The sequence below is a fragment of the Amycolatopsis sp. 505 genome, from assembly GCF_031625235.1.
Lineage (GTDB): Bacteria > Actinomycetota > Actinomycetes > Mycobacteriales > Pseudonocardiaceae > Amycolatopsis.
This window is the reverse complement of record NZ_JACKQP010000002.1, coordinates 736,203-759,996: the sequence shown is the minus strand read 5'-3', so window position 1 is coordinate 759,996 and position 23,794 is coordinate 736,203. Positions and strand designations below refer to the sequence as shown.

Below are 23,794 nucleotides of genomic sequence, written 5' to 3'. Positions count from 1 at the left end.
CGAGGCGGCCGCCGGGACCACCGCCGGCGCCTCGGCGTGGCGCCGGGCTGTCCGGCGTGGCGCGCGGGGTCGCGGCGTCGGCCGGGCGGCGGGGAGTCGGGCCGTCCGCGGCGGGCCGCTGGGCCCCGTTGGCGGCGCGGCGAGGTGCGGGGCTGTCCGGCGTGGCGCGCGGGGTCGCGGCGTCGGCCGGGCGGCGGGGAGTCGGGCCGTCCGCGGCGGGCCGCGGGGCCCCGTTGGCGCCTCGGCGTGGCGCAGGGCTGTCCGGCGTGGCGCGCGGGGTTGCGGCGTCGGCCGAGCGTCGGGGTACCGCGTTCTCCCCGGTGCGGCGGGGTGCCGGGCCGTCCGCGGCGGGGCGCGGAGCTGCGGCCCCGTTGGCGGCTCGGCGAGGTGCCTGGCCGTCGGCGGCGGAGCGCTGGGGAGCGGCCCCTTCGGCGGCCCCGTTGGCCGCGCGGCGAGGTGCGGGGCTGTCCGGCGTGGCGCGCGGGGACGCGGCGTCGGCTGGGCGGCGGCCTGCGGCTTCTCCGGTGCGGCGAGGCGCCGGGCCGTCCGCGGCCGGCCGTGGCGCACCTGCGTCGACCGGACCGGCCGGGCGGCGGCCCGCGGCCCCATCAGCCCGGCGGGGCGACGGGCTGTCCGGCGTCGGCCGCTGGGGCGCACCTGCGTCCGGGCGCGGCGCGCGGCGAGGTGCGGCCCCGTCCTCGGCCCCCGGGCGGCGAGGGCGCCGGGGCGGCTGCTGCGCCGCCGACGTCTGCTGCGGGCCCGGGTTGGCCGCCGGCGGGCGTCGCTGGAGCGGGGCCTCGGGCAGCGGGGCGGCCGCCGTCGTGCGGCGGGGCTGGCGGGGGCGCGGGGTGCGCGGTTGACGTGTGGCGTCCGTGGGTACTGGGTCTTCAGCGGGTCCCTGGGCGGACCTCGGCGCGCGCGGCTGCGACGACCGCGGCGGGGCCGGTGGTTCGGCGGCGCGGACCCGGCGTCCCGGCTGGTCGGAGCGGTCCTGCTGCTCGCGGGGCGGCACCGGGCGAGCGCCGGTGGTCTTGGCGACGACGTCGGAGACGCTGATCCCGCCCTGGTCCTCCATCGACCGGCGCCGTCCGGGCCGGGGCCGCGCGGGACCGTCGAGGCGGCGACCGGTTCCCGGGCTGTCGAGCTCGTCCGGCACTCGGTCTCCTTTCGCGCGATCGAAGGGTGGCTTCGACTTGGCCGTCTTCCCCCGCAGGAGGTGATCGTTCCCCCGGAGGTTTTCGTTATCGTACGGATACCCCCCGTTCGTGACGACACCCCATCGGAATTTTCTTCACCTTGAGTCGACGAACGGCCGGTGGGCGTCGACAAACGGGTGATACCCCTTGTCGACAGACGGAGTAATGCACCCTTTGCGTTACTCAGAGTGGGTTATTAACTGTGTCGTTTGCGCGTCGTGATAGACGACTTTGTTGCGGCCCGCGCGTTTCGCGGCATAAAGCAGGCCGTCCGCGCGGCGCAGCTGGTGCTCCGGCGACGACGGCGTGCCGGGCTCGTGCGCCAGGCCGGCGCTGATGGTCACCCGCAGGCCCGGCTGGAGTTCTGACCAGGGATGACGAGCGACGCGCAGCCGGGCGCCGTCGACGACACCGAGGGCCCGTCCGGCGTCGACGCCCGGCAACCACAGGACGAACTCCTCGCCGCCGTAGCGGGCGCAGAAGCCGTCTGGCGGCAGGTTCTCCTGGAGGAGATCGGCGACCCGGCGGAGGACGCGATCGCCGACGAGGTGACCGTACGTGTCGTTGATGCTCTTGAAGTGGTCCAGATCGATCAGCGCCAGCGACAGCGGTGGACGGTCGGTGAGCGGTCCGTACAGTCGCTCGTCGAGGTAACGGCGGTTGTAACTCGACGTCAGCGCGTCGCGGAGGCTGCCGTCGCGGGCGATGTCCAGTGCGGACCGCAGGTGCTGGTAGGCACGCCGCCAGTCGCCCTGGGTGGCGAAGAGACCGGCGACGGCCTCGTGCAGGCGGAGCAGGTCCGGCGGCTGCGGGCCGGCCGTCCGGCCCAGCGCGCCTTCGCCCTCGGCGACCATCCCGACCTCCACCACCCCTTGGTTGTCGTCGAGGGGACGGCCGCGCTTGAGGTACCGATGCCGAAGAAGATGAATTTCGCTCAAACGGGACTGCGACGGTGACTCTCCGAAGTGCTCGACTCAGAGCCCGGAGAACGGCTCGATGCCCTTGAGCTGCGAGTACTGGTCTTGGGCCCAGTAACTCACATTAGCCGTCACATCGTTCAGTAACTCCGTGTAGTCAGTCCAGGTGACCCAGCGCCAGTCGCCGACCTCTTCCGGGTTCGGCGCCGGCTCGGCGTCGGCCCAAGCGGCGAACACCGGGCAGAACTCGTTCTCGACGATCCCCTGGAACGGCGGCGTCCGGTAGCGGTAGCTCGGCAGCACGCAGTGCAGCTCCGACAGCGACGGCAGGCCGAGCTCGTAGTCCGCGCGGCGCCGGACGGCGTCCTCGAGCGCTTCGCCGGGTGCGGGGTGGCCGCAGACGCTGTTGGTCCAGACCCCCGGCCACACCTTCTTGTGGAGGGCGCGCTGGGTGATCAGCAGGGCGTTGTCGCTGCGCCGCAGGACGTAGCACGAGAAGGCCAGGTGCAACCGGGTGTGCTCGTGGTGGCTGGCCAGCTTCGGGCCGGTCTCGCCGGTGGGCACGCCGTCCTCGGTGACGAAGACGACCTGCTCGGTCTCGGGTTCGGTCGCGGTATCCACGTGCCCCAGTGAACACGACGGCCCGCCGTGCGCCGTACCGCGAGGCGGGTGGGTTACCCGCGGTCCGCCCGGCGGGGTGACGCGTCGTCACCGCGCGTTGAGGTGCTCCACGAGCAGCGAGGTGACGGCTTCCGGAGCTTCCTCGGGCACCCAGTGCGAGACGTCTTCGAGCATCTCGAACCGGTAGGGCCCGGTGACCCGGTTGGCGGTGTCGAGCGCGGCGGTGGAGCCGAAGGAGACGTCCTCGGTGCTCCAGATGTACAGCGTCGGCACGGTGATCACGCCGATCTTCCCGCCCGGCCGCCCGGCCCGGTACCAGTTGAGGGCGGCGGTGAGCGCGCCCGGTTCGGACAGCCGCTGCACGTAGTCGTCGACCTTCGAGGGCGAAACCCGCCGATCGAACATCTCCCGCAGCGCGCGGGCGTCGTTCTCCAGCATCCGCCGCTCGGTGACGCGGGTCTGCCGCCACTCGGTCATGTAGCGCGTCCGCAGGTGCTGGTCCTCATCGGTCTTCATGGCCTCGGCGAGCGCGCCGGGGTGCGGCGTCGAGACGACGGCGAGGCTGCGCAGACGTTCGGGGTGCATGTCGGCGGTCCACCAGGCGACGGCGCCACCCCAGTCGTGCCCGACGAGGTCGAACTTCGGCCACCCCAGCGCGTCCGCGATCGCGACGACGTCCCCGACGAGGTGATCGATGGAGTAGTCGCCGGCCTGCTCGGGCCGCACATCCGGCGAGTACCCCCGCTGATCCGGCGCCACGGCCCGGAACCCGAGCACCCCGAGGGTGGCAACCTGGTGCTCCCATTCGATCGCGGCTTCGGGGAAGCCGTGCAGCAACAGCACGGGCCGCCCATCTTCGGGCCCGGCGGCGATGGCGTCGAAGGAACCGGCCTCGGTGGGGATGCTGATGTGGTCGATCACGACCTGAATCTACTTCGCGCGGATGAACTTCGGGTGGCTGGTGTCCATCACTCGACCACGCTGCCGGGTCCCAACAGCTTGGCGCCGACGAGCCGGGTTTCGTCGCCCACGTACACGGTGAGGCCGGACTTGCCGGCGAGTGCGGTCAGGTCGGTTCGGTCCACGTCGAAGAGGTACAGCTTCCGTAGCTTCGGCAACGCAGCCAGTGGTGCAAGATTCACCTTGTGGCACCCCACCAAGCGGACCTCGGTCAAGCTGTCCGTCCACCTGGTGAGGCCGGAAATGTCGCGTAGGTTGGGGCACCGGTCGAAGCTCAGCGCCCGCGGAGCGTCTAAAAAGGACAATGCGTCGACATCGTTCAAGTAGGGCATGTTGTATAGGACCAATGAGGGAATGTATTTCAAGGGGGCGAGTTCGCGCAGCCGCGGCGGGTCTTCGACCCAGCTCAGTTGAAGGTGTGCCAGGTGTCGCGAGCGGGCGAATTGTGACCAGCCGTGAGTTTCCACGGTGGTGACCAATGAAACGAGACCTGAAACCTTGGCGAGAGGGCCGATGTCGACCGATGGGGTGTCAGGTGTGCCCTCCAGCGTGAGGTGTTCCAGTGAAGTGCCTGCCAGGGCTGGTAAATCATATCCAGCGATGTCGCAAAGCGTGAGACTCTTGAGATGGGGAAGATTTCTGGCGAAATCGAGTTTCCCGTATCCTTCGTCGAATGAACAATTGAGGCTTTCGAGATCTCGAACGTATTCCAGTCCTGCTAGCATTGCCGGGTCCGTCACATTCAGATTGCCGCTCGGCAGGCGCACATCGGCAAGCACTTGCTCTGCGTACTCGGCTGCGTCGAAGCGCTCCCGACTTGTGATCAGCTCTCGTACTACGACCGTGCCCGAATCTCTGCTGTAGCGCGCAATCAGGTCCAACGCTCCCGGTCCGCCGATCAACGCGGCAGCTCGAATGGTAGCTGCCACCGTCCAGGCGTCCTGGGGACGGCATGCGGCAAGGAGGTCGAGCACGAATTCGCCCGCCATCGCGAGGTTTGCGGCGTCACTGAAGTTCTCTGGCGGGATCAGTGCGCCGGTTCGGCGTTCGATCCTTGCGCGTAGGGCATCCGGAAGCTCGGGTGACGTTTCCAAGCATGCCAATGCGACCAGAGCGCTAGTCAGTGAACGCGAGTTGAGTACACCTTCGAGTAGCTTGTTGCGCTGTGCGGGGTAGGCATGTCCTGCCGCCATGACGACGACATCACACCATTCATCTCGACCCGCGTTCGCGACGAGCACACCGATGTCGTCTTCCTCGACGGCGGCCTTTGCTGCGAGGTAGTCACTGAAAGTGCGGTGCACGAAATCGATTCGGCCGGGCACCGGCTCGCGCAGCACGCCGCCGCGATCTAGCAGGTGCCGGAACACTTGGTACGGGCTGGCGCTGATTTGGCCCATGAACTTGAGCTTCGCGGCGATCCTGGCTTCCGCGTCCTCGACGGGGATGTCAGTGTGCCCGTTGCGGACCAGCCAGTAGGCAAGATGCCGCAGCAGCACGAGCTTCTCGGTCAGCGAGAGTCGGATTTCGGGACTGATCCGCCGTTCGATGTCGCGACTATCCAGCAGCATGCGCAGTGCAACTTCGTACATCTCCATGCGGTTTTCCGGCAGGCGTCCGTTACCTTCATGGTGCAGCGCGCAGAGCAACGCGCAGAGCAGCGGATTTTCGGCGAGACGCCGCAATGCACTGCGTGAGCCGATAGCCGCAATCAACGCGTCGCGCTGGTCGTCGAGGGCTTCGCCTGGCATGGCCGCATGCCAGCGCGCGACGAACGTCCGAACGTCGCGTGGCGTCATCGGCTGCAGCCGTACCTCGGTGAAGTCTTTGGCGGCCATCCAGTCGGGCGCCACCGCGGCAGGTCGGGTGGTCACTACGTATCGGACGCGAGGGAAGGTCGTAACCAGTTCGGCCAGCCACGCTTGTACCTCGGGGCGACGTTCCTCGGGCAATTCGTCGATGCCGTCGACGAGCACGATGGCCTGCCCTCGCCGCAGCTTCTCGTGTACCCAACCCTTTGGCATTTCGTCAGCGATATGCCTGCCGACCTCGTCGAGGAACCGTTCCGGCGTGGGCAGCTCCGATCTGCTGAAGCGACGCAGTCGAAGAAGAAACGGCTCGACGTCGTCCCAGCCTTCGAGGGCTCGCAGTTCACGGCTCGCGCACTTGACGGCCAGCCACTGCAGCATGGTGGTCTTGCCTGACCCAGCTTCGCCGCGTAACAGGATCCGTCGGGTTTGTGGCAGGACGTGCTCGATCCGGTCGGCCGGGCCGAAGTCCGCCGCGGCAGCGATGCTCAGGCTGAGGTATGCGACTGATAGCGGATACAGCCTTGTCGCGTCGGCCAAGCCCGCACCGAACAGCGCCATGCGATCCAGCGTCGTCATGACTTGGCGGCGGAAGTCTGCCGCGAAGTCGTCCGGGTGGCGCCGTTCCGGCAAAGCGGTGAGCACGTTCCGGACCGTTTCGAGAATCTCGGTCTCACGACGGAGCACTTCGCGTAGTGCGCCGGGCTGGAAACGAGGCAAGGTGCTGGTGACCTGGACCAGGTAGGCGCAGCATTCCCGGAGCACTTGCCGGTACAGTTCGGTGGCGTCGGCCGAGAGGAGAGCGGCAGCGCCGGAAACATTCTCGACGAGGTAGCGGTTGAGGTAGCCGGCGTCGAGGTCGGCAGCGAACAGGTCGTCGTCGGTCAGGGCTGCTCGCTCGAACGTCTCGCGGACCGCTTCCACCGCAGCCACCCGCTCGTTTTCCGGCAACGAGCGGAACTCGACGTCAAGGAACGGCAGGAGCCGATCCGCGACCCGGGACTCGAGGTTGGTGAACAACAAGCGGAGCTTGCGCCGGTCGTTGAGGCCGGTGATCTGTTGCTCGAGCAGGTCGAACACTTTTGCGGAGGCGTCTGCGGCAATCGTCCGATCGCCCAGCCAGACCTTGGCCGCCGCTTTTACCACCGCGGTTGTCAGTGCGATCGCTGATGCTTCGAACCCGCTCACCGGTCGTAGTTTAGTCGAGCACCTCCGCGACTGTGGCGACCGTCACCAAGGGCGCGTACAGCCGCAGGATGTCGAGCGCCTTCGCGTGGCTCTCGTCGTCCACGCCCGCGCACGCGTCGGACACCACGGTGACCGCGACACCCGCGTCCGCCGCCGCCAGTGCGGTCGACAACACGCAGCAGTCCGTCGAGACGCCGGCCAGCACCAGGCCCGCGCCGCCGACCCGGGTGGCCATGCGGGCGTTCCACTTGCCGAACGTGGTCGCGTCCACTGTGGACTTCGGCTCGAACGCGTCGATCACCTGGTACAGCGGCGAGCCCGGCGCTTGCAAGGCGAACGGCCACTGCTCGTAGTACCGGCGCCACGCTCCTTCCGGGCGCGAGGGCGCGACGAACCGGGTGAACACGACGTCGTCACCGAAAGCCGTCACCAAGCGGTGGATTCGTGGGACCACCTCGGCGAAGCGGGGAGTGAACCACGGGCTCGCACTGTCGGCGAACACGTTCTGCAGGTCGATGACCGCCAGAATTCTCCTCACACTGCCTCCTGTTCGCGGACCCGCCGCCGCGTCAGCAACGTCACCAGGAACCCCAGGGCCAGCGCCAGCAGCACGCCGAGGTTCGCGAAGGCCCACGCGCCTTCGCGGCCGCCCAGGCCCAGCGGTTCCAGCAGGTAGCCCTGCCACTTCAGCCACTCCGCGGACGTGTTCGTGACCAGGCCCCAGCCGAGCGCCGTGGCCACCAGGACCAGGGCGATCGGCCCGACACGGACGTCACCGTACCGGCCGGCCGGGTCGAAGAGGTCCGGCTCGGCGTAGTCGCGGCGCCGCAGGAGGACGTCCGCGAGCATCACGCCGCACCAGGCCGCGACCGGGACCCCCAGCGTCACCAGGAAACCCTGGAACTGACCGAGGAACTCGCCGCCGAAGAAGACGATGTAGATCGTGCCGAGGATCATGATCACACCGTCGACCAGCGCCGCGGCCGGGCGCGGGATGCGCAGGCCCGCCGAGAGCAACGCCAGCCCCGACGAATAGATGTCCAGCACCGCGCCGCCGACCAGGCCGAGCACCGCGACGATCGCGAACGGCACCAGGAACCACAGCGGCAGCAACGTCGTCAGCGCGCCGATCGGGTCCGCCGCGATCGCCTTGTTCAGGTCCGGCGACGAGCCGGCCAGCAGCAGCCCGAACACCAGCAGCACCACCGGCGCCACCGACGCGCCGAACGTCGTCCAGCCGACCACGCCCCGGCTCGACGACGACCGCGGCAGGTAGCGCGAGTAGTCCGCGGCCGCGTTGACCCAGCCGAGGCCGAAGCCGGTCATCAGGAACACCAGCGCCCCGACCCACTGCTGCGCCGAGCCGGACGGCAGCGCGCTGACGGCGGCCCAGTGCACGTCGCCGGCCACGAGGACCACGTAGACCACCGTGAGCACGCCGGTGATCCAGGTGATCCACGTCTGCAGCTTCATGATCGCGTCGAAGCCGAGCACGCCCGCCGCGACGGTCAGCGCCGCCACCACGACGAGCGCGACCACCTTCGTCGGTGTCCCGCCGCCCCAGCCGAGGCGCTCGAACACCGTCGCCGTGGCCAGTGTCGCCAGCGCGGCGAGCACGGTCTCCCAGCCGACCGTCAGCAGCCACGAGATGGCTGACGGCAGCCGGTTGCCGCGCACGCCGAACGCCGCCCGCGAGAGCAGCATCGTCGGCGCCGACCCGCGTTTGCCCGCGATGGCGATGAACCCGCACAGCAGGAACGAGAACAGGATGCCGACCACGCCGGCGACCAGCGCCTGCCCGAACGAGATGCCGAAGCCGAGGGTGAACGAGCCGTAGCTCAGCCCCAGCACCGACACGTTCGCGCCGAACCACGGCCAGAACAGCTGCCGCGGGCGCCCGCGCCGCTCGGCGTCGTCGATCACGTCGAGGCCGTTGGTCTCCACCTCGAGCCTGCGGGTACCGGTCATCGCATGGCCTCCACCAGCTGGTCGATCTCTTCCCGGCCCGGCGCCGTCGCCGGGCCGCGCCGGGTCACCGAAAGCGCGGCCGCCGCGTTGGCGCGCACGGCGGCGTCGAGGACGGTACTGCCGCGCAACAGCTCCGCGGCCAGCACGCCGCAGTGCGTGTCGCCGGCGCCGGTCGTGTCCACGACGTCGACCGGGTATCCGGGGACGTCGGTGATCCGGCCGTTTTCGTGGACACGACAGCCTTTCGCGCCCTCGCGGACGACGGCGACGGGCGGTAGCTCGCCCAGCACCTCGGCTTCGCGGGCGGTGCAGCTCAGGATGTCTACGGTGGACAAAAGGTCATGGATGTCTCCAGGGTCGATGTCGGTGATGAGCGGGCCGGGGTCGAACAGGATCTTCGAGCCGGGCAGCCGGGGCAGCCACTCGATGAGGGCGCCGCGATTGATCTCGTGCAACCAACTGTATCCGCTCACGTACACGACGTCGTCATTCTTTGGGGTGACGCGGGTGAGAAGTTCGGCGCTCAGCCGCCCTTCGGCGCCGGTGCCGGTCGCGAAGGTGCGTTCGCCGGTCGCGTCCACCAAAACGACGACGACTCCAGTGTCCATTTCGGACACCGGATCGTGGGCCAGGGCAACACCTTCTGCCACAAGTGCGCTGCGGACGAGATCGCCGAATCTGCCGATTCCATGGCTGCCAGCGTAAAGCACTCGCGCGCCGGAGCGTGCTGCGGCGGACATGACGTTGAAACCGCCGCCGGGCAACAAGTTCGTCGACGAGGCGAGGACGTCGCCGCCGACCGGGGGCAGGGCCGGCACCGCCATGACGAGGTCGACGACGACCTGCCCGGTGTGCACCAGCCGCCCGGTCATCGGCGGCGCAGCTTCAGGAGTTCGTCGACGAGCGGCCCGAATTCGAGCCGGTTGACGGCGAGCACGGTTTCGACGACGTCGGGGCGGAAGGCGCCGACACCGTGCGCGGCGCCGAGCATCGCCCCGCAGATCGCGGCGACGGTGTCGGTGTCGCCGCCGAGCCCGGCGGCCAGCCGCAACGCCGACGGCGGGTCGTCGCCCATCGCTTCGGCCAGCGCGAACGCGGCCACGACGGACTCCTGCGACGCGACCGACGTGCCGATCACCTGCGCGACCGCGTCGGCGACGGCGGCAGGCGCCATGCCCCGCACCCAGTCGCGCGCCCAGCGGATCCGGGCGGCGATCTCCCCGCCGGGCGCCCAGTGCCCGCGTTCCCCGCCGACGTCGGCGGCGCGCTCACCGGCGTCGAGCGCTTCGGCCAGGCTCGCGCCGTCGACCCCGGCGGAGACGGTGGCCGCGACCGCCGCGGCCGACGCGATGCCCAAACTGGTGTTGTGCGTGACCCGCGCGGTCGCGACGACGGCGTCGACCAGGCGGTGCAGGTTTTCCGACGGCGTGGCGATGCCGACCGGCGCGACCCGCATGGCGGCGCCGTTGGTGGTGCCGGTGCGGCCGGCTTCGTCGGCCGGGACGCCGTCCTGGAGCCGGGCCAGCGCGCGTTTGGTGGACGGCCCGAGCAGGTCCGCGGAGCCGCGGCGGACCATGTCGGCCTCCCAGATCAGCAGGGCGTCGGCGAAGACGTGCGGCTCGACGACGCCGCGGCCGTCGATGAGCAGCCGGGCCAGCAGGACGGCCTGTTCGGTGTCGTCGGTGACCGAGCCCGCGGGCATCGACGGCGCGACCGGCTGCTCGGCGACGGCGGTGAGCAGGCCGGTGACCGGTCCGTAGGTGGCGGCGATGGCGGCGCGGGACATCGACTGCGTCGGCATGCCGAGTGCGTCGCCGACGGCCAGCCCGGTGAACGCGCCGAGCGCCCGGTCCCGCGCGGTCACCGGTGTCCGAAGGTGAGGTGGAACTGGAACCGGTCCGGGTCCAGCAGGCTGACGACCCGTTCGACGAGCCGGCCTTCGATGTCGACCGACGTCCGTTCGGCGCGGAGGAAGAGTTCGCCGATGCTGCGGCCGAGCAGTTCGGCGGCGCAGGCGTCGAGGCGTTCCGTGCTGATCCACTGGTCCCCGCCGACGGAGATCCGCCCGGCGGCTTCGAGGGTTTTGGTCAGGGAGCCGTCCCGCAGACCGGTTTCGGGGAGACCGGCCAGCGGCCCGACGGCGGGCACGGTGGCGGTTTCGAAGGAGATTCCGCGGTCGTGCTCCCGCCGCAGCCGCCGCACGGCGACGTAGGCCGGTTCGCCGAATTCTTCTTCGAGGGCCCGGTCTTCGACGGTCTCGATGCCGAGCAGTTCGGTGGTGACCGGCGCGCCGGCGTCGGCGAGGGCCTGCGCCCAGCCGATCCGCTGGTCGAGCTGGACGCCGTCGAAGGTGACGAAGGAGCCGACACCGGCCTGGGTGGAGATGAGCTCCAGCTGCTGGAGCTCGGACAGGGCGCTGCGGACGGTGCCGCGGCTGACCTGGTACTGCAGGGCGAGCTGGTTCTCGCCGGGGAGGCGTTCGCCGTGGGCGAGGCGCCCGGAGCGGATCAGGTCGGTGAGGTCGCCGACCAGCTGCTGCCGCTTGCTGTACATGTCCACACCTGTACACCCGGCGTTGTCGCAGGTCAAGCGGCCACGAGGGGCTTCGCGTCGGCGGCGATCATCTTGCCCGCCTTCTCGGCCACCTTGCCGGAGACCACCATGATCACCGCGAAGGCGCCCGCGAAGATGGCGGTGCTCAGCCAGACCATGGTCGAGATCGGCAGCGTGAAGGCACCGACGATGCGAACCGCGCTTTCCAGCGCGAAGCCGATGCCCCAGATCACGCTGCAGCGCCGCAGGACGGCGTCGAAGGTCTCGGTGCCGCTGAGCCGTTCCCACGCGGCTTCGTTCTCCGCCTTGCCGCGGGTGAGGAAGGGCCGCATCGTCTTGGTCATGATCGGGGCCGCGGTGAAGGCGGAGGCGAGGATGACCAGGCCGGTGATCCCGCTGCCGAGCGAGTCCTTGGCGATCATCATCCTGGCGTCGCCGGAGACGAAGGTGAGCAGCATGCCCACGACGTTCGTGACCAGGACGACGAGGGCGAGGCCGTTGAGCGTGCGGTCCTTGGCGAACTGGTAGAGCGTCCTGGCCAGCGGGAAGACGCCGGAGACGGCGAGGGCGGTGAAGTCGCTCGCGCCGAGCGAGTGGAGTGCGTAGTAGACGCCGATGGGCACGGCGACCTCGATCGCGAGGGTCTTGACCAGGGAGCTTGCGGGCTGGTTCGTCGTCATGGGAAGAGCTTGTCGCGGCGGGGGCTTCGGGAAGGATGCCGTCCGCCACGACTTCGGGCTGACAGATGTCACGGTCGGCCGGCTCACCCGATCGGGCGGTCCACCTCACATTCCGCGCGGCTGCGTCGTCTACCGGGCATGACGATCTTCCTGCGCGGCACGATCGCGCTGCAGACGCTGGCGCTCTTCCTGGCGCCGATCACCGCCGGCCTGCTGCTGACCACCCCGAACGGGCACGTCCTGCACAGCGCCTCGGCCTACACGGTGTGGATTGTCGCCGTGGTGCAGGTGGTCGCCGCGGTCCTGGTGTGGCGGCCTGGTGGGGGTTCGCCCGGGATGATCCTCTACGCGGCCGTGTTCCTGGCGCTCGTGACCGCGCAGGTGTTCCTCGGGATCGCGCACGTCAAGGCCGTGCACGTGCCGCTGGGGGTGTTGCTGTTCGGTCTGAGCCTGGTGCAGCTCAGCCGCCCGAGTGCATGTCTTCGGCTTCGGGGACGCAGTCGTCGTCCGGATCGTCGAGCCAGCCATGCGGCAGCGTGACCTTGCCCGGGGAGCCTTGCCGGCCGCGCGGGCCGGTGGCCGCGTCCGGGAACGGTGCCGAGTGGTCGAGCTGGGCGATCAGGTCGTCGAGCTGGTCCATCGACGACAGCATCGCGAAGCCGCGGCGAAGCTCGGAGCCGACCGGGAAGCCCATCAGGTACCAGGCCATGTGCTTGCGGATGTCGCGCATCGCCTTGTCGTGGCCGTCGTGCTCGACCAGCAGCTCCGTGTGGCGGCGGAGCACGGCCGCCACCTCGCCCAGGTTCGGCGGGGTCGGCAGTGCGCGGCCCTGGAAAGCCGCTTCGAGCTCGCCGAACAGCCACGGGCGGCCGAGGCAGCCGCGGCCGACGACGACGCCGTCGCAGCCCGTCTCCTCGACCATGCGCAGGGCGTCGGCGGCGGAGAAGATGTCGCCGTTGCCGAGCACCGGGATGCTGGTCACGGCCTCCTTCAGCGCGGCGATCTTCGTCCAGTCGGCCTGGCCGGAGTAGCGCTGGGCGGCGGTCCTCGCGTGCAGGCTGACGGCGGCGGCGCCCTCGGCCTCGGCGATGCGGCCGGCGTCGAGGAAGGTGTGGTGGTCGTCGTCGATGCCGATGCGGAACTTCACCGTGAACGGCGTGTCGCCGGCCGCCTTCACAGACTCGCGCACGATGGCTTCGAACAGCTTCCGCTTGAACGGCAGCGCGGCCCCGCCGCCCTTGCGCGTCACCTTCGCGACCGGGCAGCCGAAGTTGGAGTCCACGTGGTCGGCCAGGCCCTCGCCGACGATGATCCGGACGGCCTCGGCCATGGTCTTCGGGTCCACCCCGTAAAGCTGCATGGACCTGGGCTTCTCGTCCGCCCCGAAGGTCATCATGTGCATCGTCCCGGGGTGCCGTTCGACGACGGCGCGGGCGGTGATCATCTCGCACACGTAGATACCGGCGCCGTACTCGGCGCACAGCTGCCGGAAGGCGACGTTGGTGATCCCGGCCATGGGCGCGAGCACCACCGGCGGATCGACCTCGTAGGGGCCGATCTGCAGGGCGGGCTTGCTCAGGGTCGCGGTCACGTCCTCCATTGTCGCCTGTGGTGTCGATCACGTCGACCAGGGGGCGTGCGGGCCTGGTAGCGGACTATTCGCGCGACCGGCGTGACCGAAGGCGGCCGCGCAGCGCCACGACACTCACGGCGATGAGCCCCGCCACGGCTACGGCCGCCACTTCACGTTCCGGCCGGCGGGAACGGGCCAGAACTGCGGGGGCGGCCTCGACCGCTTTGTGCGGGACCGGCGGCGGAAGGGCAGTCGAACCCCGGCCAGTCCGGATCAGGAAACTTCCACGCGAATTCGTTGTCGGGCTCTTTGGGTACGAGGGCCGACAGGGTCATCAACTCGCCGATCTCGGGTATGGCGAGGGAAATGGTGGATACGTAACCACTCCTCGTGAGGCTTTCTCCGCGTGCGGAAGCAGATCAAGAGCAGTGGTCTGGCATCGAGGGTGGCGGTCAACAGCATCGTCACTCAGCAGCAGGAACACCGCCGTGGTGGGAGCGCGGTGCCGGGCCGGGATTCCGGTCGTGGAATACCAGACGTGTCGGGGATCGTCGCTCCTCGAGTCAAGGGGTCCCTTGCGCAGGTCGCCACCGGGGTCGGCGGGGTGACGCGCCTCGTTACTCGTTCCCGGCCGTCACGCCCGGCCCGGCATAGGGTTCGGCGTGTGAAGAACGCGCCCCTGCGGTGGGGGATCATGGGTACCGGTGGGATCGCCGGGGCCTTCGCCCGGGACCTGCAGCTCACCGAGTCCGGCGTGGTTGCCGCGGTCGGGTCGCGCTCGGGCGGGAGTGCCGAGCGGTTCGGCGGCGAGCTGGACATCCCCACCCGCCACAGCAGCTACGAAGCCCTCGCGAACGATCCGGACGTCGACGTCGTCTACGTCGCCACGCCGCACCCCATGCACCACGCCAACGCGCGGCTCGCCCTCGAAGCCGGGAAGCCCGTGCTCGTCGAGAAGCCGTTCACGATGAACGCCGAGGAGGCGCGCGACCTCGTCGACCTAGCGCGCGCCAAGGGCCTCTTCCTGATGGAGGCGATGTGGACGCGCTTCCTGCCGCACATCCGGCACATCCGCGCGCTCCTGCCGAGCCTCGGGGACGTCGTCACCGTCGCCGCCGACCACGGGCAGTGGTTCGCCGAGGACCCCGCCTTCCGGCTGTTCGCTCCCGAACTGGGCGGGGGTGCCCTGCTCGACCTGGGGATCTATCCCGTCTCCTTCGCGTCGATGGTGCTCGGACAGCCCGAGCGCGTCGCCGCGATGGCGACGCCCGCCTTCACCGGGGTCGACGCGCAGATGTCGATGCTGTTCGGGTACGCGAGCGGTGCGCAGGCCGTGCTGAACTGCACCTTGAGCGCGGTTTCGCCGACCACCGCGTCGATCGTCGGCACCGACGCGCGCATCGAGGTCGACGGCCCCTTCTACGCTCCCGCGTCCTTCACCTTCGTTCCGCGCGAAGGCGAGCGACGGCGCTTCGAGTACGTCGATGAGGGCCTTGGCCTGCGGCACGAGGCCGACGAAGTGGCGCTCCGGCTGGCCGCCGGGGAGACCGAGAGCCCGCTCATGCCGCTGGCCGAGACCGTCTCGATCATGACCACCATGGACGAGGTGCTGGCCGCGACCAGGACGTGACCCGGGATTGAGTAGTGCTACGGATCCGCGGGTGACACCTTTGGGTGACCCTGTCCGGTATGACCACCGAAGCAGATGTGCTCCTCCGGCTCGCCGGCGAGATCGACGACCTGGGGCGTCGTCTCGCCCTGGTGGGCTCCGAACTGCGGACCGTCCGGGACGAGCAGCCCGAGCAAGCCGCCCAGGAGACGCACGCCGAGCAGCAGAAGCAGCCCGAGCAGCCGAAAGCGGCCGAACAGCCACAACCTGAACCACCGCCGCAGCCGCAGCCGCAACCGCCGCCCCGGCCGGTGCGGCCCGAGTCGGTCCCGTGGCCGCAGTACCAGTGGCAACCGCCTCAGCCGCAGTACGCCCCGCCGCCGCCCCAGCAGCGGCCGCCGTACGTCCCTCCGCCGACGCCGTACCTGCCGGTTCCGCGGCAGACGCTGGGCGAGAAGCTCGGCAAGGAAGGCGCCGGCAGCCGGGTGCTCGCCTGGGTCGGCGGGGCCGTGACGCTGCTCGGCGTCGTCCTGCTGCTGGTGTTGGCCGTGCAGCGGGGGTGGCTCGGGCCGCTGCCGCGGGTGCTCGTCGGCGCCGGGTTTGGGCTGGCGCTGACCGGCACCGGCGTCTGGCTGCACCGCAAGCCCGCCGGCCGCACCGGGGCGTTCGCGCTCGCCGCCACCGGCATCGCGACGCTCTACCTCGACGTCGTCGCCGCGACCACGCTGTACGAGTTCCTGCCGGTGCTCGCCGGGCTCGCCGCCGGGCTGGTGGTCGCCGTCGGCGGGTTGCTCGTGGCCGTGCGCTGGGAGTCGCCGCTGCTGGCGTCCGCCGTCGTCATCGGCTGTGTCGTGTGCGCCCCGATGATCGTCCGCGGGTTCACCCCCGAACTGGTCACCTTCCTGCTGATGATCCAGCTCGCGACGGCGCCGGTGCAGCTGCGCCGCGACTGGTCGTCGCTGACGCTCGCCGCCGGTGTCCCGCCACTGTTCGCCTCGGTGATCAGCACGGCGTGGCTCGGCGGGGGTGGCAGCTGGGCCAACACCGCCGCGGCCGGGGGCGCCGGCGTCACCGGGCTCGTGCTCGCGCTGATCGTGCTGCGCCGCCGCGAGAACGATCCCGCCGCGCTGTCGCTGCTGGCGACCTCCGTGCTGCCGACCCTCATCGCGGCGGTGCTGCTGCCGAAGGCGCAGGCGGTGCCGATCGCGGCCGGCGCGGGCGTCCTGCTGCTCGCCGTCTGGGCGGCGCGCCGCTGGTGGCCCGGGTTCGCGGGGCAGGTGGCCGGCCTGGCCGGGCTGCTCGCGCTCCTGCAGGCGACGGTCACCCAGTTCGACGGCCCGGCACGCGCCGGGGTGCTGCTCGGCGAGGCGCTGCTGCTGGTCGTGGCCGCGGTGGGCGGCCGCAACCGGGGCGCACTGGCCGCCGCGCTCGGGTTCGCGGCCATCGGCGGCCTGCTCGGCGTGGTCTTCGACGTCACGCCCGTGCTGCTGATCGTTCCCCGCGCCCACCCGGTCGCCGAGCTGACCGGCGCGCTCGCGGTCGCCGCGCTGATCCTCGCCGTGTCGATCGCGCTGCCGTGGGCCGCCGCGCGGCTGGCGGTGTTCCGCGGCCCGGCCGACGACCTGCCGATCTGGCTGCTCGCCGGGGTTTCGGCGCTGTACGGCGCCGCCGGGGTCGTGCTGTGCGGCGCCCTGCTCGCGGTCCCCGGGCGGACCGGGTTCCTCCTCGGCCACGCGCTGATCACGGTGTCCTGGACGATCGCCGCGCTCGTGCTGCTCCTGCGCGGGATCGACGTCGTCGCGCTGCGGGTGACCGGGCTGATCCTGGTCGGCGCCGCGGTGCTCAAGCTGGTGCTGTTCGACCTGTCGGCGCTCGACGGGCTGGCCAGGGTCGGCGCGTTCCTCGGCGCGGGCCTGGTCCTGCTGGCGGCCGGGACGCGGTACGCGCGGCGGGTCGCGTCGCGTTAGTCCGGGAAGAAATTGTCGGTGCCCCGTGGTTCCCTGGAGCACAGACCGACGACCAGGGGGCACCGACATGGCAGCACCGAAACTCTCCGACCGCGCCGGCGAGCCGATCGCCTGGCTGACCACGGTCACCCCGAAGGGGCGGCCCGCACCGCGGCCCGTGTGGTTCGTCCTCGACGGCGAAGACATCGTGCTGTTCAGCGAGCCCGGCACCGCGAAGCTCCGGCACATCGAGGCGAACCCCGAGGTGAGCTTCCACTTCAACAGCAACCCCGGCGGCGGCTCGATCCTCGTGGTGAGCGGCAAAGCGCAGGTCGAGGCGGGCAAGGCGTCCGAAGCGCCCGGATACCTCGACAAGTACGGCTCCCGCTACGAGGCGATCGGCCTGACCGCGGACGGGTTCGACGCCAAGTACTCCGTCCGCATCCGCGTGGTGCCCGAGCGCAGCTGGGGGTTCTGACTAGAAGCCGACGTTCAGGCAGGCCAGCCGGGCACCCGCCGTGCCGGCGTGGCCGGGGTCGGTGTGCGTGTGGGTTTCGTGGACGACCACGGACTTCGGCCGCCGGTCGGTGAACGTCCAGTCCATTGTGGACCGGGCGAAGCCGGTGCCGGCCCGGTCGGTGGTGAAGTCGAGCCAGATCTCGTTGCGGGGATTGGCGTACGCGGGGTCGACCGACGGCTTCACCGGGTCCGGTACGTGCTGGAAGTGCGGCCCGGCGGCGTCGCCGGTCGCGCCGCACGGCTGGGTGTGCGCGTGCGCGCCGTAGGCATGGCCAGGCCGCAGCCCGGTCACGAAGAGCAGCGTGGTCGTGCCGGCGGCCGAAACGCCGAACACGTGCGCTCGGGCGCCGGCCGGGACGAGGTCGGGGCGGTACGTCACCGCGGGTGCGCCGGCGGCCGCCGCGGTGAACGTGCCGTGCGCGGTCGTGAACCACACCGGTGACGGTGACGCGGCGGCGACGCCGGGAGCGAGCACGGCGACGGCGGCCGCGGCGGCGAAAGCGGGGAGAAGACGCATTTCCCCTCTTTAGCCAGCCGTCCGGGCCACCGCCATGATCATCACTCGAAAGTGTGACCGATTTGGTGGAAAAGTCACGGTTTTCCCAGCCGGTGGGCCGTCCCGCGCCCGGTTATGGTCGTCTGGTGCCCGAACACACCGGCGAAACCCGCAACGAGCAGCTCACCCGCAACGTCGGCGAGCTCCTCCAGGAACTGCGGGTCGCGCAGGCCGGGGTGCAGATCCTCTTCGGCTTCCTGCTGTCGGTCGTGTTCACCGACCGGTTCCACGACGCCAGCGGGTTCGAGAAGTCGCTGCACCTGTCCGCGGTGGCGCTCGCGGTGGCGGCTACGGCCCTGCTCACCGCGCCCGCGGCGTGGCACCGGCTGCTGTTCCGCACGGGCAGCCGCGAACGGATCCTGACCGTCGGCAACCGGCTCGTGCTGGTCGGGCTGGTCTGTCTGGCCCTCGCCATCACGTCGACGGTCGCGCTGATCGCCAAGGTCGTCTACGGCTGGATCGCCATGGTGATCCTGGGTGTGCTGTGCCTGCTGATCTTCGGCGTCCTCTGGTTCGTGATGCCGATCCGGATGCACCCGGGAAACGGCGATCAGCCGACCGGCCCGCCCAAGTAGAGCGTGTCCTCCTGGACGAAGCAGAGCGGGTTGCCGAACGGGTCGTCGGCGTAGAAGGAGCGTTCGCCCCAGAACTGCGTCTCGATGGCGTCGTCGGCCCAACGCGGTCCGGCGGCGCGCACCCGCTCGAAGGTCTCCTCGACGTCTTCGACCGCGAGGTAGACGATCCGCGGGTCCCGCTGCGGGCGTGGCTCACGGTGCTCGGGCGGCGCTTCGACGCACGCGAGCACCACGCCGCCACAGGTGAAGTAGTGCCGGTTGACCGCGATCCGCTCACCGGGGTCGCCGAAAACGGCCGCGTAGAACGCGACGGCGACCTCGATGTCGTCGACGGGCTGGATCAACCGGAACACCCGCGGGCCGCTCATGCGGGCACAGTACCGCTGTTCATCCCGTGTTCGGCAGCAGTTGCCGGGGTGGTCGGAAGCCGCCCGTAGCTTCCCGCCCGTGACTGACACTTCTCGCCGGACCTTCCTCCTCGGCGCCCCGGCCGTCGCCGCCGCGGCGACCCTGCCGAACGTCCTCGGCGCGCCCGCCGCCCAAGCCACCGGCCGGCACCGCCCGGACGCCGAAGATCCGCGCTTCACACTCGTGGTCATGCCCGACACGCAGTACCTGTTCGACGAGGACCGCGGCGACGCGGCGCCGCTGGACGCCTCGTTGCGGTACGTCCTCGAAGAGCAGGACGACAACGTTGTCTTCCTCGCCCACCTCGGCGATCTCACCCAGAACGGCCGGGCGGACGAGTTCGCCAGGATCAGCCGGTCGTTCCAGGCGCTCGACCGCCGCCGGTTCCCGTACAGCACCCTCGCGGGCAACCACGACATCGACGGCTCGAAGGACGACCAGCGCGGCCCGTCGCCGTACCTCGACGCGTTCGGCCCGCAGCGCCAGCGCAACTCGCCGACCTTCAAGGGTGCGTCCAAGGACGGTTACAACACCTTCCACATCTTCCGCGGCGGTGGCCGGGAATGGCTGCTGCTGGCGCTGGACTGGCGGCCCTCGGCCGGCGGTCTGAACTGGGCGAAGCAGGTGCTCGCGCAGCACCCGACCCTGCCGGCCATCCTCACCATCCACGAGCTGGTCTGGGCCGACGACGACCACCAGGCCCAGTTCTCGACGTTCGGCGAACTCGTCTGGACGGAGCTGGTGCAGGGCAACGACCAGATCTTCCTCACCCTCAACGGCCACTACTGGCCGACCGGGCGGACCGTCCGGAAGAACGCCGCCGGCCACGACGTGCACGTCCACCTCGCCAACTACCAGGACCGCTACTACGGCGGCAGCGCGATGATCCGGCTCTACCAGTTCGACCTCGCCCGCGGGGTGATCGATGTCCGGACGTTCTCGCCGTGGCTCGCCGCGCAGGACCGCCTGAGCGAAATGCAGCAGGTGGAGGTCGAGCGCAGCGGCGCGGCCGACTACTTCAGCCTGGAGATCGACTTCGCCGAGCGGTTCAAGGGCTTCGCGCCGGTGCCGGTTCCGCCCGCGCGGCCGGCGAAGCAGCTGCTGGTGCCCGGAACCGTCGCGTACTGGCGATTCGAAGGCGGCCAGGACGGCAAGGCGGTGCCGGACAACGTCGTCGTGCGCGACCAGACCGGCCGGGGCAACGACCTCACGCGCGTCACCGCGCCCGGCAGCGGGCCGGACGCGTTGAAGTACTCGAACGAGTTCTCGCCGCGGCAGCCGTCGCGGGCGAGCCTGCGGTTCGACGGCGGCCGCGATCCCAGCCGGGGCGCCTACCTTCGCACGGTCGACACGGCGCCGATCAACAAGCTCAAGTTCGAGCGCGGCTACACCGTCGAAGCGTTCTTCTGGCTGCCCGCGAACTTCAAGGACGGCCACCACGGCTGGTGCGGCCTGTTCGCCCGGCAGGGCAGCGGCGCGGCCGCGGGCAAGACCGGCGACGACCCGCAGGAGTCGGCGGCCACACTGTCCCTTTCGGACGGTGGTGAGCTGCAGTGGGCGGTGTACCCGCTGAACCAGGACCGGACGTCGACGAACTGGGGCCACGAGCTGCCGGTGGAGAAGTGGTGGCACGTGGCCGTGGTCAACGACGGCCGGCGCACGACCGTGTACGTCGACGGCTGCCCGGTGGTCCGGAACCCGGCCACGCCCGCGGTCGGGCTCGCCGATCCGGGCGGCCCGTGGCTGGTCGGCGCGTCGTCCTACGGCGGGAAGGTCGACCGCAGTTTCGCGGGGCTGCTGGGTGACGTGCGGGTGGCCGACCGGCCACTGAACCCGCGCGAATTCATGCTGGGCTGAGGCCCTTGACAGCGGGTGGACAATAAAAAATCGGCGTGCTCTCCGGAATCAATGGGAGCGATCGCCGAACCTGATAAGAGTCTAACCGCTGTGAGGGGAACTTGTCAAACCAGGGGTACGACGAGGAATTGCGGGAAGAACGGGCCTACGTCGCCGCGCTGTACGAGCGGCTCGACCGCGAGCGCGCGGCGGCGCAGGCCCGGTACCACGGCGCCCTCGGGCAAACCGGGGTGACGCCGGGGGAACGGGAGACCGACGTCCGCTGCCGGTCGCGGGAGGCGGCCCGGCTGGACGTCGCCGACAACGGCCTGTGCTTCGGCCGGTTGGACGCCCTTTCGGGCGAAACCCGCTATATCGGCCGGCTCGGGTTGTTCGACGCGGAAAACGACTACGAACCGTTCCTGCTGGATTGGCGGGCACCGGCGGCGCGGCCGTTCTACGTCGCCACGGCGGCGCGACCGGAAAACATGCGCCGCCGCCGTCAGTTCCACACGATGGGGCGCCGGGTCCTCGAATTCACCGACGAGGTGCTGGGCCGTCCCGGGGACACCGAACGGGGGGACGCGGCCCTGCTCGCGGCCGTCAACGCGCCTCGCGGCGAGGGCATGCGGGACATCATCGCGACGATCCAGGCCGAGCAGGACGAGATCATCCGCCTCGGCCACACGGGCGTGCTGGTGGTCGAGGGCGGCCCCGGCACCGGCAAGACGGCCGTCGCCCTGCACCGGGTGGCGTACCTGCTCTACACCCGGCGCGAGCGGATGTCCCGCAGCGGCGTGCTGGTGGTCGGGCCGAGCCCGCTGTTCCTCGACCACATCGGCCGGGTGCTGCCGTCGCTCGGCGAGTCGGACGTCGTCTTCCTGACCACCGGCGACCTGGTGCCCGGGCTGCGCGTCACGGCCGAGGACCGGCCGGAGGTGGCGCGGCGCAAGGGATCGCTCGAGATCCTCGACGTGCTGGCCGCCGCGGTCGCGGACCGTCAGCGCGTGCCCGCCGAACCGGTGCCGGTCGATCTGGGTGACGTCGTCGTGGCGCTCGACGCCGAGCTCGTGACCGAGGCCCGGTTCGCCGCACGCGAGTCGGGACTGCCGCACAACGAAGCCCGCGCGATCTTCCGCGAGCGAGCGGTGGCGCTCGTCGCCGAGCGGGTCGTGGCGAAGATCGGCGAAGGCTGGATGACGCGGGAGGACCGCGGGCTGTGGGCGGATCTGCGCGCCGACGTCCTGGAGGAGCTGGCGGAGCACGAAGCGCTCGGCGCCGCACTCGACGCGCTGTGGCCGTACCTGACGCCGGAGACGCTGCTGGCGCCGCTATACGCGTCCCCGCGCCGCCTCGAGGCCGCCGGGGCCGACCCGGCGCTGTTCCGCGCCGACGGCACGGCCTGGACCGTCTCGGACGTGCCGCTGCTCGACGAGCTGGTCGACCTGCTCGGCCGGGACGACACCGCCGAACGCGCCGCCGCGCGCCGACGGGCGGAAGCCGAGGTCGAGTACGCCTCCGGCGTCATGGACGTCATGAAGCTGGACGCCGAGGAACTCGACGAGGACGTCCAGCTGGTCGCCGAGGACCTGCTCGACGCCGCGGACCTGGCCGGGCGGTTCGTCGAGCGTGACCCGCGCGACCTCGCCGAGCGGGCGGCCGCGGACCGCGACTGGACGTACGGGCACGTCGTCGTCGACGAGGCCCAGGAATTGTCCGAAATGGACTGGCGGGTGCTGATGCGGCGGTGCCCCAGCCGGTCGTTCACGATCGTCGGCGACCTCGCCCAGCGCCGCTCGGCGGCCGGGGCGACGGCGTGGGGCCCGGTGCTCACGCCCTACGTCGGCGACCGCTGGCAGTACCGCGAGCTGACCGTGAACTACCGCACTCCGGCGGAGATCATGACCGTCGCGGGCGCGCTGCTGGCGCAGTTCGCGCCGGACGCGCGACCGCCGGAATCGGTGCGTGCCTGCGGGGTCCGGCCGTGGTCCAGGCGAGTGGCGGACGACGAGCTCGCCGACGCCGTCGACGACTTCGTCCGCGACGAGGCCGGCCGCGAAGGGACCAGCGTCGTGATCGGCCCGCCGGGGGTGCCGGGAACGATCCCGGCCGCGGCGGCCAAAGGACTGGAGTTCGACGCCGTCCTCGTCGTCGAACCGGAGCGGATCCTGGCCGCGGGCCCGCGCGGCGCGGCCGAGCTCTACGTCGCGCTCACGCGCGCCACGCAGCGCCTCGGGGTGCTGCACCGGGATCCGCTCCCGGCGGCGCTGACCGGCCTCGCCGAGGCCGGGGTGCCCGTGCGGTCCGGGCACCGGCGGTTCCTGTAGCGAACGGGGGGTGGCGGGTGGCGGTACCCGTCATCCCCGCACCGCTACGCCGTGAGCCGGCCCCAGGAGTAGTTCTGCTTGGCCAGCTTCAGGTACACGAACAGCTCCGTCCCGGACACGCCCGGGATCTTCCGGATCTCTTCGCCCAGCACGTCGAGCATGTGGTCGTCGTCCCGGCAGACCAGTTCGGCCAGCAGGTCGTAACGCCCGGCGCACAGCACGACGTAGTGCACGTTCGTCAGCTCGGACAGCTTGTCCGCGACCTCGCGGGGATCGACGCCGTCGACGGTGATGCCGACCATGGCCTGGCGCGTCAGGTCCACGTTGGCGGGGTCGGTCACCGCGACGATCTGCATCAGGTCGTCACGCAGCAGCCGCTGCACGCGCTGGCGGACCGCTCCCTCCGAAAGGCCGACCGCCTTGGCGAGCGCGGTGAACGAGGCCCGGCCGTCCTTCTGGAGCAGGTCGATCAGCGATCTGTCCGTGTTGTCCAGCGCGCGCGCACGTGTTTCGTCACCCATGCCGTCCCTCCCTGTGTTTCGGCATGTGATTTG

At 70.8% G+C, this 23,794-nt stretch carries 21 protein-coding genes; 7 read left to right on the top strand and 14 right to left on the bottom strand.

Annotation, left to right across the window (positions count from 1 at the left end; all coding sequences use genetic code 11):
• Positions 1–1,375: 1,375 nt before the first annotated feature.
• The 10 genes from H5965_RS10625 to H5965_RS10580 form a co-directional block, all read right to left on the bottom strand.
• Positions 1,376–2,050, bottom strand: coding sequence for a GGDEF domain-containing protein (locus H5965_RS10625; RefSeq protein ID WP_310969685.1), 675 nt, complete (start codon positions 2,048–2,050; stop codon positions 1,376–1,378).
• 120 nt (positions 2,051–2,170) lie between these two features.
• A complete protein-coding gene (gene idi / locus H5965_RS10620) occupies positions 2,171–2,734 on the bottom strand; it encodes an isopentenyl-diphosphate Delta-isomerase (protein WP_310969430.1) in 564 nt (187 codons plus the stop codon).
• Positions 2,735–2,821: 87 nt separating this feature from the next.
• Positions 2,822–3,655 (bottom strand): alpha/beta hydrolase, encoded by an 834-nt coding sequence (locus H5965_RS10615; protein WP_310969428.1) that lies wholly within the window; start codon positions 3,653–3,655, stop codon positions 2,822–2,824.
• A gap of 47 nt (positions 3,656–3,702) precedes the next feature.
• Complete coding sequence (locus tag H5965_RS10610; RefSeq protein WP_310969426.1) at positions 3,703–6,690, bottom strand: NACHT domain-containing protein; 2,988 nt, start codon at positions 6,688–6,690, stop codon at positions 3,703–3,705.
• Between the two features lie 10 nt (positions 6,691–6,700).
• Positions 6,701–7,228 (bottom strand): isochorismatase family protein, encoded by a 528-nt coding sequence (locus H5965_RS10605; protein ID WP_310969425.1) that lies wholly within the window; start codon positions 7,226–7,228, stop codon positions 6,701–6,703.
• The gene (locus tag H5965_RS10600; protein WP_310969423.1) at positions 7,225–8,658 is read right to left on the bottom strand and encodes a cytosine permease; all 1,434 of its coding nucleotides are present in this window, start codon (positions 8,656–8,658) and stop codon (positions 7,225–7,227) included. The genes H5965_RS10605 and H5965_RS10600 overlap by 4 nt, the downstream gene beginning before the upstream one ends.
• Positions 8,655–9,530, bottom strand: coding sequence for a PfkB family carbohydrate kinase (locus H5965_RS10595; protein ID WP_310969422.1), 876 nt, complete (start codon positions 9,528–9,530; stop codon positions 8,655–8,657). The genes H5965_RS10600 and H5965_RS10595 overlap by 4 nt, the downstream gene beginning before the upstream one ends.
• Positions 9,527–10,522, bottom strand: coding sequence for an ADP-ribosylglycohydrolase family protein (locus H5965_RS10590; RefSeq protein ID WP_310969420.1), 996 nt, complete (start codon positions 10,520–10,522; stop codon positions 9,527–9,529). The genes H5965_RS10595 and H5965_RS10590 overlap by 4 nt, the downstream gene beginning before the upstream one ends.
• On the bottom strand, positions 10,519–11,211 hold the full coding sequence (locus H5965_RS10585; RefSeq protein ID WP_310969418.1) for a GntR family transcriptional regulator: 693 nt from the start codon (positions 11,209–11,211) through the stop codon (positions 10,519–10,521). Before H5965_RS10585 ends, H5965_RS10590 begins: the two co-directional genes overlap by 4 nt.
• Before the next feature lie 32 nt (positions 11,212–11,243).
• Positions 11,244–11,891, bottom strand: a complete 648-nt coding sequence (locus tag H5965_RS10580; RefSeq protein ID WP_310969416.1) for a VC0807 family protein — start codon at positions 11,889–11,891, stop codon at positions 11,244–11,246.
• Positions 11,892–12,029: 138 nt separating this feature from the next.
• On the opposite strand from H5965_RS10580, the gene H5965_RS10575 reads away from it, so the two are divergent.
• Complete coding sequence (locus H5965_RS10575; RefSeq protein ID WP_310969415.1) at positions 12,030–12,431, top strand: hypothetical protein; 402 nt, start codon at positions 12,030–12,032, stop codon at positions 12,429–12,431.
• Here the strand turns inward: H5965_RS10575 and dusB are convergent.
• The gene (gene dusB, locus H5965_RS10570) at positions 12,352–13,491 is read right to left on the bottom strand and encodes a tRNA dihydrouridine synthase DusB (RefSeq protein ID WP_310969413.1); all 1,140 of its coding nucleotides are present in this window, start codon (positions 13,489–13,491) and stop codon (positions 12,352–12,354) included. The genes H5965_RS10575 and dusB overlap by 80 nt on opposite strands.
• Before the next feature lie 637 nt (positions 13,492–14,128).
• Here dusB and H5965_RS10565 point away from each other — a divergent pair.
• The 3 genes from H5965_RS10565 (at position 14,129) to H5965_RS10555 (ending at position 17,497) form a co-directional block, all read left to right on the top strand.
• The gene (locus H5965_RS10565) at positions 14,129–15,094 is read left to right on the top strand and encodes a Gfo/Idh/MocA family oxidoreductase (RefSeq protein ID WP_310969411.1); all 966 of its coding nucleotides are present in this window, start codon (positions 14,129–14,131) and stop codon (positions 15,092–15,094) included.
• Between the two features lie 59 nt (positions 15,095–15,153).
• Positions 15,154–17,040, top strand: coding sequence for a DUF2339 domain-containing protein (locus tag H5965_RS10560; protein ID WP_310969410.1), 1,887 nt, complete (start codon positions 15,154–15,156; stop codon positions 17,038–17,040).
• A gap of 67 nt (positions 17,041–17,107) precedes the next feature.
• Positions 17,108–17,497: a TIGR03667 family PPOX class F420-dependent oxidoreductase gene (locus H5965_RS10555; RefSeq protein ID WP_310969409.1), complete on the top strand. Its 390-nt coding sequence runs from the start codon at positions 17,108–17,110 to the stop codon at positions 17,495–17,497.
• Here the strand turns inward: H5965_RS10555 and H5965_RS10550 are convergent, their stop codons facing one another.
• Entirely contained in the window at positions 17,498–18,055 is a 558-nt protein-coding gene (locus tag H5965_RS10550; RefSeq protein ID WP_310969408.1) for a superoxide dismutase, read from the bottom strand.
• Between the two features lie 125 nt (positions 18,056–18,180).
• On the opposite strand from H5965_RS10550, the gene H5965_RS10545 reads away from it, so the two are divergent.
• The gene (locus H5965_RS10545) at positions 18,181–18,669 is read left to right on the top strand and encodes a DUF6328 family protein (RefSeq protein WP_310969407.1); all 489 of its coding nucleotides are present in this window, start codon (positions 18,181–18,183) and stop codon (positions 18,667–18,669) included.
• Here the strand turns inward: H5965_RS10545 and H5965_RS10540 are convergent.
• Positions 18,645–19,037, bottom strand: coding sequence for a VOC family protein (locus H5965_RS10540; RefSeq protein WP_310969406.1), 393 nt, complete (start codon positions 19,035–19,037; stop codon positions 18,645–18,647). The genes H5965_RS10545 and H5965_RS10540 overlap by 25 nt on opposite strands.
• Positions 19,038–19,116: 79 nt before the next feature.
• Here H5965_RS10540 and H5965_RS10535 point away from each other — a divergent pair, with 79 nt between their 5' ends.
• Together H5965_RS10535 and helR are read left to right on the top strand one after the other, a co-directional pair.
• Positions 19,117–20,934, top strand: a complete 1,818-nt coding sequence (locus H5965_RS10535; RefSeq protein ID WP_310969404.1) for a LamG-like jellyroll fold domain-containing protein — start codon at positions 19,117–19,119, stop codon at positions 20,932–20,934.
• A 101-nt stretch (positions 20,935–21,035) separates the two neighbouring features.
• Positions 21,036–23,240: an RNA polymerase recycling motor ATPase HelR gene (gene helR / locus H5965_RS10530; protein ID WP_310969402.1), complete on the top strand. Its 2,205-nt coding sequence runs from the start codon at positions 21,036–21,038 to the stop codon at positions 23,238–23,240.
• Positions 23,241–23,284: 44 nt separating this feature from the next.
• Here the strand turns inward: helR and H5965_RS10525 are convergent, their stop codons facing one another.
• Positions 23,285–23,761 (bottom strand): Lrp/AsnC family transcriptional regulator, encoded by a 477-nt coding sequence (locus tag H5965_RS10525; RefSeq protein ID WP_310969400.1) that lies wholly within the window; start codon positions 23,759–23,761, stop codon positions 23,285–23,287.
• Positions 23,762–23,794: the final 33 nt, after the last annotated feature.